The sequence below is a fragment of the Mesorhizobium sp. M0998 genome (assembly GCF_040318885.1).
Lineage (GTDB): Bacteria > Pseudomonadota > Alphaproteobacteria > Rhizobiales > Rhizobiaceae > Mesorhizobium.
Genome location: NZ_JAMYND010000004.1, coordinates 201,449 through 213,283 on the forward strand (window position 1 = coordinate 201,449; position 11,835 = coordinate 213,283).

An 11,835-nucleotide genomic window follows, 5' to 3' on the forward strand; every position below is an offset into this window, starting at 1 on the left:
GCAAATGGCGCAAAGGAACGTCTGATCTTGGGCCAAGAGCGTTGGCCACCATCTTTCCCGAGGCGCGATGAAAAGACGATATCTCGCCGGGTTCCTCCTCGCCGTTCTGTTCGCCGCACTGTCCTTGATCTGGTGGGCCAGGTCGCCGAGACAGCCATCTCTCGTCGTCGGCGGTGAATTACCGGCGCCGTGCCGCGACGCGAGCTTCGAGGCGGTCGCCTATGTCGTCTGCGAAATCGATCTGCGCCACTATGACATCGGTGTGTTCCATGCAGGCCTTGACGGCAAGGCTTTCGGTTCACTGGACAAATTCGACAAGGCGATGGCGAATCATGGCCGGCCGGTGCTGCTCGCCATGAACGCCGGCATGTATCACCAAGACCTGACTCCGGTCGGCCTTCTCGTCGAAGACGGCCGGGAGAAGGCGCCGATCAACGTCGCCGACAGCGAAGGGAATTTCTTCCTGAAACCGAATGGCGTCTTCCTGGTCCGGAAGGACGGCAAGGCGGCGGTCATGGAGACAAGCGCCTATGCTGCGACCAGACTGGACGTGATGTTTGCCACGCAATCCGGCCCGATGCTGGTGATCGACGGCCGGCTTCATCCCCGCTTCGAGCAAAACGGCACATCGCGCTATATCCGCAATGGCATCGGCGTGCGTGACGAAAACACTGTCGTGCTGGCGATCTCGCGCTCTGAGGTCAGCCTCGGCAGCTTCGCGCGACTGTTTCGAGATGCGCTCAATTGTCCCAACGCGCTTTTCTTCGACGGGGTCGTTTCGGCGCTGTCGAACGGCGAGCGGATGATTGTGGGTGGAAGCTATCCGGTCGGGCCGATCATCGCCGTGTCGGCGAAAAGGTGAATTTATTTATGCGCACGTACGCATATGAATGCCGGCGCCAAACTCAGTTCGGCAAAATGCCTGGAGTCGACCATTTCCATCTCGGGCGCGGGAACCGGCTCGACGAAACGATCGAGCGTCCAGCCTGTGTCGGCAAGCCCGTTGAGGATATCGCCGAGCGGCCTGCGATAGGATTCGACATAGGGCTTGGGCTCCCCAAAACCTCCCAATACATGCCCCAGCGATTCGTTTCAAAATAGGTTTTCGTCCCGCGCGTGCGCGTGTCCTGCCAGTCGCGCATTGGATGGCCCATAGAGAACACCAGCCAGCCGCCCGGGCAGGCCACGCGATGAAACTCAGCGAATACCGGCTCCAGTTTTTCGACATAGTCGAGCGCCAGCGAGCAAAGTATTCGGTCGAAACTGCCATCCGCGAGCCAGTCGAGAGCCCTTTCGAGGTTGCCAAGCCGGATATCGACATCGAGCCCAGCGCATCGCTGACGTGCCAGAGCCAGCATTTCCGGCGTAATGTCGAAGGCACTTACCCGCGCACCTGAGCCAGCCAGCTTTTCCGAGCAGATACCGGAGCCGCAACCGGCGTCCAGTATGTTCAGACCCGTCACGTCGCCCAGCAACTCCAGCGAGGCTGGCCGTTCATAAAGGGCGTTGTGCGGCTTGATCGGCGCCAGCGCGTCATAGCGCTCGGCGAAGGAAGCATAGGCACTGACTGCAACCGGATCGCTGTCGCCTTTGGCCATGACTTCCCGCTTGCGTAGAATTAGTCCGGCACGCTGGTCTGCAGGGCAAGCGCGTGCAACACGCCGCCCATATTGCCCTTCAGCGCGTCATAGACCATCTGGTGCTGCTGGACCCGGCTTTTCCCGCGAAAGCTTTCGGCCACAACCTCAGCCGCATAATGGTCGCCGTCGCCGGCCAGGTCGCGAATCGTCACCTTGGCGTCGGGAATGCCTTCCTTGATCAGCCGTTCGATGTCGTGGGCGTCCATTGCCATATGAGGATTCCTTGTTCAGGTCGTGATCTCATAGATATGGTCGAAATGGCGGATGAACCACAGCGAAACGGCCCTCTCGATCACATCACGGGTCCACGACCTCATTTGCCATGAAGCGAGGGAACCAGGATTCGTGGGCGTCGGTCAATTCGCTGACCGGTATCGCACGCGCCTCGCCCAGCTTCAGTTCGCTGCCGCCGGTCGAGCCGATCCACGGCGCAAAAACGCCGAGCTTGTTTTGCTGTTCGCGAATGGCGTCCCATTGCTCGCTCTGCGGGTCGATCGACAGCGTCAAGAGATAGCGGCCCTGGTCCTCGCCGAACCAGACGGGGATTGGATCTGTGCCGATCAGGCCGGGGATGGTCGCGCCGATGCCGGAGGCCATCGCCATCTCGGCCAGCGCTACCGCGATGCCGCCATCGGAAACGTCATGCGCCGCGGTAACGACACCGGAGGCGATCAGTGCCCGCACATGGTCGCCGACCCGCTTCTCGTGGCCGAGATCGACCGGCGGCGGCGGGCCGTCGGCGCGGCCAAAGATGTCGCGCATATAGACCGACTGGCCAAGATGCGAGCCCCATATCGTCGGCGCGCCGACCAGCACGATCATCTGGCCTTCGGCGGCAAAGCCGATGCGCACCATTTTCGACCAGTCGGCAATCAGACCGACGCCGCCGATGGTTGGTGTCGGCAGGATGCCCTGTCCGTTGGTCTCATTATAGAGGGAGACGTTGCCGGAGACGATCGGAAAGCCAAGCGCCCGGCAGGCATCGCCGATGCCTTTCACAGCACCAACCAGCTGGCCCATGATCTCCGGCCGTTCCGGATTGCCGAAATTGAGGTTGTCGGTGGCCGCGAGCGGCAGAGCGCCGGTGGCGGTAAGATTGCGCCAGCATTCGGCAACCGCCTGCTTGCCGCCCTCGTAAGGGTCGGCCTCGCAATAGCGCGGCGTCACGTCGGAGGAGAAGGCGAGCGCCTTGGTCGGGTGGCCATCGACGCGCACGACACCGGCGTCGCCGCCGGGAAGCTGCAGGGAATTACCCTGGATCAGCGTGTCGTACTGCTCCCAGACCCAGCGGCGCGAGGAAAGGTCCGGTCCGCTCAGCAGCTTGAGCAGTGCGTCAGCCACATCGGCTTGAGGTGCATCGCCGGCCAGCGGCGCCGGCTTCTTCGGATCGACCCAGGGACGGTCATATTCCGGCGCTTGATCGCCGAGATCCTTGATCGGCAGGTTGGCGACCTCGTCGCCCTGGTGCAGCACGCGGAAGCGCAGATCGTCGGTGGTCTTGCCGACGATGGCAAAGTCGAGGCCCCATTTGTGGAAAATCGCCTCGGCCTGTTTTTCGTTTTCGGGGCGCAGCACCATCAGCATGCGCTCCTGGCTCTCCGAAAGCATCATCTCATAGGCGCTCATGCGCTCTTCACGCACCGGCACCTTGTCGAGATCGAGCTCGATGCCGAGGTCGCCCTTGGCGCCCATCTCGACCGCCGAGCAGGTGAGGCCGGCGGCACCCATGTCCTGGATGGCGATAACGGCGCCGGACGCCATCAGTTCGAGGCAGGCTTCGAGCAGGCATTTTTCGGTGAACGGATCGCCAACCTGCACGGTGGGCCGCTTCTCGTCGATCTTGTCGTCGAACTCGGCCGAGGCCATGGTGGCGCCGCCGACACCGTCGCGCCCGGTCTTGGCGCCGAGATAGACCACCGGCAGGCCAACACCCTTGGCTTCCGACAGGAAGATCGCATCAGTCTTGGCAAGCCCCGCCGCAAAGGCATTGACCAGGATGTTGCCATTGTAGCGGGCGTCGAAATTGATCTCGCCGCCGACCGTCGGCACGCCGAAGGAATTGCCATAGCCGCCGACGCCGGAAACGACACCGGCAACGAGGTGCCTGGTTTTGGGATGGTCCGGCGCGCCGAAGCGCAGCGCGTTCATCGCCGCGATCGGCCGCGCGCCCATGGTGAAGACATCGCGCAGGATGCCGCCGACGCCGGTCGCAGCTCCCTGATAGGGCTCGATATAGGAGGGGTGGTTATGGCTCTCCATCTTGAAGACGACGCAGTCGCCGTCGCCGATGTCGACCACGCCGGCATTCTCGCCCGGGCCCTGGATGACTTGCGGCCCGGTGGTCGGCAGCGTGCGCAGCCACTTCTTCGAGGATTTGTAAGAACAATGCTCGTTCCACATCGCCGAAAAAATACCAAGTTCGGTAAAGCTCGGTTCGCGCCCGACCAGGTCGAGGATGCGCTGGTACTCGTCGGGCTTCAGCCCGTGCGCGGCAATGAGTTCAGGAGTGATCGGCACGGAATTGGAAATGGTCATGATCGGCAATTGTGTCCTTGAGATCGAGTCCCGTCTTATCGCAAGCGTCGCAGCCGATACACCCCGTTGGATGACTAAAACGATGGAAAGCAACAGCTGACCGCAAGTAGCGAAAGATCGCCACTCGACCCGCCGGTTTCAAGCCGGTTCAGGAAAAGCTGTCGTAGCCGGCGCGGCCCTCGTCCAGAAGCCGCCGGATTACCGCGACGCCGTGCGCGATATCGTCCCGCTGCCGCGGTTGCGAGATGCCAAACCGTACGCCGTGAAAGGCCTGTTCGGAACGCCCTGCCTTGAACTCGTCCTCGTCGTCGATGAGCACGCCATGTTCGAGGCAGGCCTGCTTGAAAGTGCCGGAAAGCCATGGGTCCGGCAAAGTGAGCCAGACGAATGGCACGTTATCCAGCGCCTTGAAATCGAAGCCGTCGAGTGTCTCGCGCACGATCGCGATGCGCGCACCGATCTCGGCAATGCTGCGCTTGCGCACCTCAGCGGCCTGACCGGACAGCACCAGCCGGCTGCCCACCTCCGCCAGCAGAAAGGGCAGGCCGCCCGTCATCATCTTGTGGGCAACCCGGATGCGGTGACGATAGGCCGGCGGGCAAGCGAGCCAGCCGCCGCGAACACCCGCCGCAACCGATTTCGACAGGCCGCCGGCAACGATGGTCCGTTCGGGAGCATATTCGGCCATTAAAGGCGTTGGGTCATCGGTCAGTCCGCCATAGAGATCGTCCTCGATCAGGACGACGTTATATTGACGGGCGACATGCGCGATTGCCTCGCGGCGCGATGCCGACAGCGTTGTCAGCGTCGGGTTCTTGGCCGTCGGCATCAAAAACATCATCTTCGGGTGCTTTTGTGCGCAGACGCGCTCGAAATCCTGGGGATCGATGCCCTCGTCGTCAGTCGCCACCAGTGCGGTCCGGCGACCGATCAGGCCGGCACTGCGCGAGATCTGCGAATAGGTGAGGTGCTCGAAGACGACATAGTCGCCGGGGGCGGTGAGCCCCGCAATGGTTGCCATCACGGCGGCGTGGGTGCCGAGCGTGGGAACGATTGCATCCGTCGCCGGGCGATAGGAATTGCGCGACAGCCAGCGCCTGCCGGCTTCGAACCAGCGGTCCGGGAAATCACGAGTATAGCTTGAAATCTCATGCGGATGGTCTTGCGCCGTGCGTGTCAACACGTCGGCGACGATGGCACCCTGGCCGACATCCGGTGCGGCGGTGCTATCGAAGCGCAGCTTGTCGCCGGGCGCATCCATATAGCGCGTGCCTTGTTCGACCGGCCCCAGGAAATCCGCCTTTGCGCTCTCCGACCGTTGAGCGAGAACATAGGTTCCGCGGCCGACCTCGCCGCTGACCAGTCCCCGCTCGCGCAGCAATTGATAGGCCCTGCCGACCGTGCCGACGGTCGTGCCGATGTCGTATGCCAGATCGCGCTGCGGCGGCAGCTTTGCCCCTGCACCGATCAAGCCGCGGTCGATGTCCGTCTCGATGGAAGCGGCAAGCCGCTGATAGAGCGGGCCAGTGCCGCCGGTAAGGTCTGGAAGCCAAGTTGTCATGGTGACAATTTTCTACATTGCACCGAAGTGAGAGTCAATACATATGAAACGGGCAATACAAAAGGGCACAATTGCAATCTTGGCAGAAAGAAAATGGGTACAATAGAGACAATCCGCTGCGCCGCAGTTGAATTGACCGGAAGCCGCTCGTCGGACCGGAGATCCTATGTTCGCCGGCTCGTGCAAGTGGTCACGTCATTCGTCCGATGGATCGACAGCCTGCTGGATCGCCGGCGCAGCCGGCTGGTCCTGCTCGAGATGACCGACGCCCAGCTCAAGGACATCGGCATTTCGCGCTGCGATGCCCATCGTGAAGGTCTGAGGCCGTTCTGGGACTGATGCGTTCGAGCGCTTTAGCGGACGCCCGCCGCCCTGATCCGCGTGACACCGTGGTCCACAAGCACCGCCACAATGCACAGCATCAGAAAGAGCCCGGTGATGGCCAGAGCCGAGACGGCGACGCTGGTCGCGCCGTTCTTGGCGAGATCGAGGAACGGGTAGGGCACTTCACCGGCAATCGGCGCCCGCACCAGCGCGTAGGCCAGATAGGCAATCGGATAGATCATCCACCAGGAGATGTCGCGCCACCGCGTCGAGCCGTCGGCGCCTGCCACAAGCCACCACAGCACGAACAACACCGGCGTCACATAGTGCAGGAGCACATCGCAGAGCAGGAACAGCCCTTGCGGCTGCCAAAGCTGCGCCAGGACCGTTGCATAAACGATGAGGACCAGCGTTATGGCGACTGCTACGCCCGCCCGCATCCGTGGCGCGGCAAAGGCCGGAAACCAGGCATAACCCGTCGACGACAGCAACGAGGCATGGACGAGCACCGCGCCGATGTTGGTCAGGATGGTGAAGAAGCTGAAATAGAAGACCAGCGAGCCGGCAAAGCCGCGGCCGGCTTCCATTGATGCCGGGACGGTGATGCAGAGCTGCAGGACGAGCCCGGCCAGGCCGACGACCAGACCGATGATCTGCAGCAGGCGACCCATTGGGCTAGGCAGCAGCGCCGCAGGCCGGATTGCCCGCCTGCCAGCGGGCAATGTCCGAGCCAATGCGCGCGCCGAGCGGTTCCGCCATCAATGGGCCGAACACGTCGACGCGGCTCGAATTGCCTTGCGCCTGCACGACCAGCAGCGGCTTTCCGCCATAATGCTTGGCCGGCACCAGCAGGAAGCGGGGCGTGCCGCCAAACGAATTCAGTTCGTTGGCCATCTGGTAAGATTTGAAGGCAGGGTCCTTGCTGGCGATCCAGCATTTGTGGGCAGCGATTGCCACCTGTTCCATGGCAAGCAGTGACGCGCTCTTGCCCGCCGGCGCCGGCGTGCTCTTCGAGCCTGACTGGCATGAGGCGAGTACAAGCCCGGCGGCAGTAGCGACGGCGAGGCGCGTGGTCGTCGGTCTCATGTTCAAGCGGCGCCCATCTCGAGTTCGGACAGAAACACCTTCAGACCGTCTGTCATCTCACCCCAGACGCGCGACAGCGCCGGATGCTGCAAGGCAATCTGCTCGTAGGCATCGAATTTCGGATAGGCGTCAAGCAAATCGGGGCGGCCGATCGTCGCCCTGAAATTGTTGAAGACGAAGCGGGTCGGCGTCAGCCAGGCATCGGCGAAGGAGATGTCGTCGCCGAGCGCGAACGGGCCATGCGCCATGCGGGCCTCGATTGCCGCAAGCCCGTGATGCAATCGGGCGAACTGTGCCTTGATCTCCGCCTCGTTGCGCTGCGGCACGAAATAGAGTTCGAACAGCTTCATCGTCGGGGCGAGCACGTCGAGGTCGGTGATGCGGGCGAACATGCGCACCAGCGCCCGGTCCTTCGAGTCCCTCGGCAGCAGCGCCGGCTCGGGAAAGCGCTCCTCCAGATATTCGGCGATGACCACCGATTCGAAGATCGTTTCACCGGAGCCGGTGATCAGCACCGGAATCCGGTTCAACGGCGAGATGGCACGAAACGCCTCCGGGATGGGAAACCCCGGCGGCGGTGCAATGAGCTTGAGCGGCACGTTCTTGATGTAGGCCAACGCCCGCACGATCGACGAATAGGGCGACAACGGCCGCGAATAGAGTTTCATGACCGTGGCTCCAGGAGGAAAATTGAAGGTATCAAGCGGCGATGCCCAGCGCGCTTTCGAACAGCGCCCGGCCGTCGCTGCCGCCATGCGCCGCTTCGATCAGGTTCTCGGGATGCGGCATCAGGCCGAGCACATTGCCGCGGCCGTTGACGATGCCGGCAATGTCGTTGATCGAGCCATTGGGATTTGTGCCTTCGGCATAGCGGAATACCACCTGGCCTTCCCCTTCGAGGCGGGCCAGCGTTTCGGCATCGGCGAAATAATTGCCGTCATGATGGGCCACCGGCGCGCGGATGACCTGGCCCGGCTGATAGCGGCGGGTAAACATCGTGTTGGCATTAGCAATCTGCAGCTTGACTTGCCGGCAGACGAATTTCAGCGAGGTGTTTCGCATCAATGCGCCCGGCAGCAGGCCTGCCTCGACCAGGATCTGGAAGCCGTTGCAGACGCCGATGACCATGACGCCCTTGGCCGCCTTTTCGGCGACAGCCCGCATCACCGGCATGCGCGCGGCAATGGCGCCGCAGCGCAGATAATCGCCAAACGAAAAGCCGCCGGGAATGGCAATCAGGTCGACATCGGGAATGTCGGTGTCGGTCTGCCAGACGGTGACCGGCGGCGTGCCGGAAATCTTGGTCAGCGCCGCGATCATGTCGCGGTCGCGATTGAGGCCGGGGAGCAGGACGACGGCTGATTTCACCTCAGGCGATCTCCACCGCGTAATTCTCAATCACCGTATTCGCCAGAAGCTTGTCGCACATGGCTTTCAGATCCGCTTCGGCCTTGGCCTTGTCGCTCTCGGCAAGTTCGATATCAAAAACTTTGCCTTGCCGCACCTGGCCGATGCCGCCGAAACCCATTGCGGACAGCGCATGCTCGATTGCCTTGCCTTGTGGGTCTAGCACGCCGTTCTTGAGGGTTACGGTAATGCGGGCCTTGATCACGCTGGACATGTTCCTGTTCATCTGTTGAGCGGGCAAGCCATCAGTGCGGCTTGCCTTTGACACCGTCGGTCGATGCGACGAGCACCGGCCCGGCTGGGCGCGGCGGCTCGTTCTCGTTCATGATGCCGAGTCGGCGGGCAACTTCCTGATAAGCTTCGACCAGCCCGCCCATGTCGCGGCGGAAGCGGTCCTTGTCGAGCTTGTCCTGCGTCGCCACGTCCCACAGCCGGCAGGAATCCGGCGAAATCTCGTCGGCGACGACGATGCGCATCATGTCGCCTTCGAACAGGCGGCCGCATTCGATCTTGAAATCGACCAACTGGATGCCGACGCCCATGAACAGGCCGGAAAGGAAGTCGTTGACGCGAATGGCCAGCGCCATGACATCGTCGATCTCCTGTGGGCTCGCCCAGCCGAAGGCGGTGATGTGCTCTTCCGATACCATCGGATCGTCGAGTGCATCGGCCTTGTAATAGAATTCGATGATCGAGCGCGGCAGCACGGTGCCTTCCTCGATGCCCAGGCGCTTGGCCAGCGAGCCGGCGGCGACGTTGCGCACCACCACTTCGAGCGGGATGATCTCGACTTCCTTGATCAACTGCTCGCGCATGTTGAGCCGGCGGATGAAGTGGGTCGGAATGCCCATCCGGTTGAGGTGGTTGAAGATGTGCTCGGAAATGCGGTTGTTGAGCACGCCTTTGCCATCGACGATTTCATGCTTCTTCTTGTTGAAAGCGGTAGCGTCGTCCTTGAAGAACTGGATCAGCGTGCCAGGCTCCGGTCCCTCATAAAGGATCTTGGCCTTGCCTTCATAAATGCGGCGGCGATTTTTCATCTGATTTTTCTCTGGATTTGCGGGCAGGCGGCAAGCGACCAGTTCCTGTCCGTCTGCCTAAAATAAGATGGCGACGGTGGGGTTCAATGCCGGTGTCTATCCCAATCGCACTGTTTGCTCAATCGGCAAATCCTTTCAATCAACCGCTTTCGGGCACCGAAATGCCGCAGCGCAGCAAGCAATGTAGCATATTGACCGGCCTGCGCCCTTTTGGTTTGTGCTCCGGCAACACATATTGGCACAACGAATCGGATTTCACGGAGGGATGCCATGAGCAGCATGAAAGACCGCGAAGAGGGCTTTGAGCGCAAATTCGCATTCGACGAGGAACTTCGGTTCAAGGCTGCGGCACGCCGCAACAGAGCGCTCGGCCTGTGGGCTGCCGAAAAGCTCGGCAAATCCGGCACCGATGCCGACGCTTATGCCAGGGAAGTGGTCGTCAGCGACATCGAGGAAGCCGGCGATCACGACGTTTTCCGCAAGATACGCAAGGATTTCGATGCGGCGGGCATCGACCAGTCGGACCATCAGATCCGCCGCACCATGGATGAATTGATGGCGCAGGCGATCGAGCAGATCAAGAACACCTGATTTTTCAGCCGGTACCGATCGAATGCTGGACCAATCGACCGCCCGGCCTAACCGCGCGGTTTTTCTTTGCCTTTGCGGTCATTTCCGGCTGAATTGCTGCAAGCAAAGAGGAAATCGCCAATGTCCCTGAAGTCACGCCTTGCGGTCGACGAGACGCTGTTCACCGCATGGTCCGGCGTGCCGGATGCCTTGACGGTCGAGATACTGGCCAGGCAAGGGTTCGACGCGGTTACGCTCGACATGCAGCATGGAGGCCATCACGAGGACAGCGTGCTGCGCGGGCTTGTGCCGGTGCTGGCCGCCAACAAGCCGGCTTTGGTGCGCATCCCGGTCGGCCGCTTCGACATGGCCAGCCGCGCGCTCGACTTCGGCGCCGAGGCTGTGATTGCGCCGATGGTGAATTCGGTGGCGGACGCAAAGCTGTTTGCCGCCGCCATGAAATACCCGCCGCTCGGCGAGCGCTCCTGGGGTCCCACCTATGCTTTTCCGCGCCATGGCAAGGGCGATTATGCCGACTGGCTGCGCGACAGCAACCAGCGCACCATGGCGTTCGCCATGGTCGAAACGCGCGCCGCGCTTGATGCACTCGACGGCATTCTCGACACGCCGGGTATCGACGGGATCTTCCTTGGCCCGTCGGATTTCTCGATCGCCTGGTCGAAGGGGACCACCGTCAGTTCGACGCTGGAGAGCATGATGGAGACCGTCGCCTCGATCGCCGAGCGCACCCGCAAGGCCGGCAAGCATGCGGCGATCTATGTGATGGAACCGGCCGTTGCCGGTCGCGTGGTGTCGATGGGCTACCGGCTGCTGGCGTTGGGTTCCGAGCATTCGCTGATTTCGCTTGGGGCAAAGACCCTGCTGAGCAGCGTCAGGGATTCGATCGCTTCCTAGAGCAATTCCAGGAAAAGTGTGAAACGGTTTTCCGTCCGGAATTGCGTCAAAACAAAGAGATAGAGCGGTTCGCCGTTTCCGTGAAACGATGAACCGCTCTAGAGATCCGTCAGGAATTTCGCGAACGTCATCGAACCTTCGGGCCATGGGCCGAAGCCGGAATCCGCGTTGAGATGACCGGCATCGCCGGCGTCGATGAACAGCGAGCCCCACGCCGCGGCAATGTCCTCGGCGACGCCGAAGGCGCAGAACGGGTCGTTGCGGCTTGCGATCACCACCGACGGAAATGGCAGCGGGTCACGCGGGTAGGGGCCGAAGGTCATCAGGTGCCTCGGCTTTATCTCAGGGTTGGCGACATCGGGCGGCGCCACGAAGAAAGCGCCGGCGACCGGTCGCTCGAACCGAGGCAATGCCTGGATGACCGCGGCGACGCCAAGCGAGTGAGCGACAATGACGACCGGCCGCTCGGCCTCGTTAACCGCCTTGGCGACACCGGCCGTCCAATCCTCGCGCACCGGCTTCGACCATTCCGTCTGTTCGACGCGGCGCGCTGTCGATAGTTTCGACTGCCAGCGGCTCTGCCAATGATCGGGGCCGGAATTGGTGTAGCCCGGCACGATGAGAATATCTGCTTCCCTGACTTTCATGGCGCGCATGTAGCGAGAGGCGCTGTCGGGTGCAACCGGGTATGAACTCAACAGCGACACGCAAACGGCCTCTCATCAGCCCGGTTCTGCTCGCTATTGTGAACACCATG

General features: G+C 62.0%; 15 protein-coding genes. 4 read left to right on the plus strand and 11 right to left on the minus strand.

Going from position 1 to position 11,835, the window contains the following annotated elements:
- Window positions 1-67: 67 nt before the first annotated feature.
- Window positions 68-862, plus strand: a complete 795-nt coding sequence (locus tag NKH59_RS05795) for a phosphodiester glycosidase family protein (protein ID WP_353021263.1) — start codon at window positions 68-70, stop codon at window positions 860-862.
- Between the two features lie 43 nt (window positions 863-905).
- Here the strand turns inward: NKH59_RS05795 and NKH59_RS05800 are convergent, their stop codons facing one another.
- From NKH59_RS05800 to NKH59_RS05815, 4 genes are all read right to left on the minus strand, one after another.
- Window positions 906-1,598 carry a class I SAM-dependent methyltransferase gene (locus NKH59_RS05800; protein ID WP_353021265.1) on the minus strand — a complete coding sequence of 231 codons (693 nt, stop codon included), beginning with the start codon at window positions 1,596-1,598 and terminating at the stop codon, window positions 906-908.
- 20 nt (window positions 1,599-1,618) lie between these two features.
- Window positions 1,619-1,852, minus strand: coding sequence for a BolA/IbaG family iron-sulfur metabolism protein (locus NKH59_RS05805; protein WP_023674714.1), 234 nt, complete (start codon window positions 1,850-1,852; stop codon window positions 1,619-1,621).
- A gap of 85 nt (window positions 1,853-1,937) precedes the next feature.
- Window positions 1,938-4,175, minus strand: coding sequence for a phosphoribosylformylglycinamidine synthase subunit PurL (purL, locus tag NKH59_RS05810; RefSeq protein ID WP_353021268.1), 2,238 nt, complete (start codon window positions 4,173-4,175; stop codon window positions 1,938-1,940).
- 148 nt (window positions 4,176-4,323) lie between these two features.
- Entirely contained in the window at window positions 4,324-5,736 is a 1,413-nt protein-coding gene (locus tag NKH59_RS05815; protein WP_353021269.1) for an aminotransferase-like domain-containing protein, read from the minus strand.
- A gap of 93 nt (window positions 5,737-5,829) precedes the next feature.
- Between NKH59_RS05815 and NKH59_RS05820 the strand changes: the two genes are divergently transcribed.
- Entirely contained in the window at window positions 5,830-6,075 is a 246-nt protein-coding gene (locus NKH59_RS05820; protein ID WP_353021271.1) for a DUF1127 domain-containing protein, read from the plus strand.
- A gap of 14 nt (window positions 6,076-6,089) precedes the next feature.
- On the opposite strand, the gene NKH59_RS05825 is transcribed toward NKH59_RS05820, so the two are convergent.
- The 6 genes from NKH59_RS05825 to purC are packed head-to-tail and all read right to left on the minus strand — an operon-like array spanning window position 6,090 to window position 9,593.
- On the minus strand, window positions 6,090-6,731 hold the full coding sequence (locus NKH59_RS05825; protein WP_353021273.1) for a Pr6Pr family membrane protein: 642 nt from the start codon (window positions 6,729-6,731) through the stop codon (window positions 6,090-6,092).
- Between the two features lie 4 nt (window positions 6,732-6,735).
- Entirely contained in the window at window positions 6,736-7,146 is a 411-nt protein-coding gene (locus tag NKH59_RS05830) for a hypothetical protein (protein ID WP_353021275.1), read from the minus strand.
- 2 nt (window positions 7,147-7,148) lie between these two features.
- Window positions 7,149-7,814, minus strand: a complete 666-nt coding sequence (locus tag NKH59_RS05835; protein WP_353021276.1) for a glutathione S-transferase family protein — start codon at window positions 7,812-7,814, stop codon at window positions 7,149-7,151.
- 31 nt (window positions 7,815-7,845) lie between these two features.
- Window positions 7,846-8,514, minus strand: coding sequence for a phosphoribosylformylglycinamidine synthase subunit PurQ (gene purQ / locus NKH59_RS05840; protein WP_352614096.1), 669 nt, complete (start codon window positions 8,512-8,514; stop codon window positions 7,846-7,848).
- Window position 8,515: 1 nt separating this feature from the next.
- The gene (gene purS, locus NKH59_RS05845; protein WP_352541430.1) at window positions 8,516-8,758 is read right to left on the minus strand and encodes a phosphoribosylformylglycinamidine synthase subunit PurS; all 243 of its coding nucleotides are present in this window, start codon (window positions 8,756-8,758) and stop codon (window positions 8,516-8,518) included.
- Between the two features lie 40 nt (window positions 8,759-8,798).
- Complete coding sequence (gene purC, locus NKH59_RS05850) at window positions 8,799-9,593, minus strand: phosphoribosylaminoimidazolesuccinocarboxamide synthase (RefSeq protein WP_023674725.1); 795 nt, start codon at window positions 9,591-9,593, stop codon at window positions 8,799-8,801.
- 270 nt (window positions 9,594-9,863) lie between these two features.
- On the opposite strand from purC, the gene NKH59_RS05855 reads away from it, so the two are divergent.
- A complete protein-coding gene (locus NKH59_RS05855; protein WP_254817651.1) occupies window positions 9,864-10,184 on the plus strand; it encodes a DUF1476 domain-containing protein in 321 nt (106 codons plus the stop codon).
- 120 nt (window positions 10,185-10,304) lie between these two features.
- Entirely contained in the window at window positions 10,305-11,078 is a 774-nt protein-coding gene (locus NKH59_RS05860) for an HpcH/HpaI aldolase family protein (RefSeq protein ID WP_352681914.1), read from the plus strand.
- A 98-nt stretch (window positions 11,079-11,176) separates the two neighbouring features.
- Here the strand turns inward: NKH59_RS05860 and NKH59_RS05865 are convergent, their stop codons facing one another.
- On the minus strand, window positions 11,177-11,725 hold the full coding sequence (locus tag NKH59_RS05865) for an RBBP9/YdeN family alpha/beta hydrolase (protein WP_352474656.1): 549 nt from the start codon (window positions 11,723-11,725) through the stop codon (window positions 11,177-11,179).
- Between the last annotated feature and the right edge of the window lie 110 nt (window positions 11,726-11,835).

Excerpts from the sequence above, each read along its gene's own strand:
- NKH59_RS05860 (WP_352681914.1), top strand. The coding sequence starts at position 10,305 with ATGTCCCTGAAGTCACGCCTTGCGGTCGACGAGACGCTGTTCACCGCA.
- NKH59_RS05865 (WP_352474656.1), bottom strand. The coding sequence starts at position 11,725 with ATGAAAGTCAGGGAAGCAGATATTCTCATCGTGCCGGGCTACACCAAT.
- NKH59_RS05795 (WP_353021263.1), top strand. The coding sequence starts at position 68 with ATGAAAAGACGATATCTCGCCGGGTTCCTCCTCGCCGTTCTGTTCGCC.
- NKH59_RS05835 (WP_353021276.1), bottom strand. The coding sequence starts at position 7,814 with ATGAAACTCTATTCGCGGCCGTTGTCGCCCTATTCGTCGATCGTGCGG.
- NKH59_RS05815 (WP_353021269.1), bottom strand. The coding sequence starts at position 5,736 with ATGACAACTTGGCTTCCAGACCTTACCGGCGGCACTGGCCCGCTCTAT.
- NKH59_RS05830 (WP_353021275.1), bottom strand. The coding sequence starts at position 7,146 with ATGAGACCGACGACCACGCGCCTCGCCGTCGCTACTGCCGCCGGGCTT.
- purC (WP_023674725.1), bottom strand. The coding sequence starts at position 9,593 with ATGAAAAATCGCCGCCGCATTTATGAAGGCAAGGCCAAGATCCTTTAT.
- NKH59_RS05855 (WP_254817651.1), top strand. The coding sequence starts at position 9,864 with ATGAGCAGCATGAAAGACCGCGAAGAGGGCTTTGAGCGCAAATTCGCA.
- NKH59_RS05805 (WP_023674714.1), bottom strand. The coding sequence starts at position 1,852 with ATGGCAATGGACGCCCACGACATCGAACGGCTGATCAAGGAAGGCATT.
- NKH59_RS05825 (WP_353021273.1), bottom strand. The coding sequence starts at position 6,731 with ATGGGTCGCCTGCTGCAGATCATCGGTCTGGTCGTCGGCCTGGCCGGG.
- NKH59_RS05820 (WP_353021271.1), top strand. The coding sequence starts at position 5,830 with ATGGGTACAATAGAGACAATCCGCTGCGCCGCAGTTGAATTGACCGGA.
- NKH59_RS05800 (WP_353021265.1), bottom strand. The coding sequence starts at position 1,598 with ATGGCCAAAGGCGACAGCGATCCGGTTGCAGTCAGTGCCTATGCTTCC.
- purL (WP_353021268.1), bottom strand. The coding sequence starts at position 4,175 with ATGACCATTTCCAATTCCGTGCCGATCACTCCTGAACTCATTGCCGCG.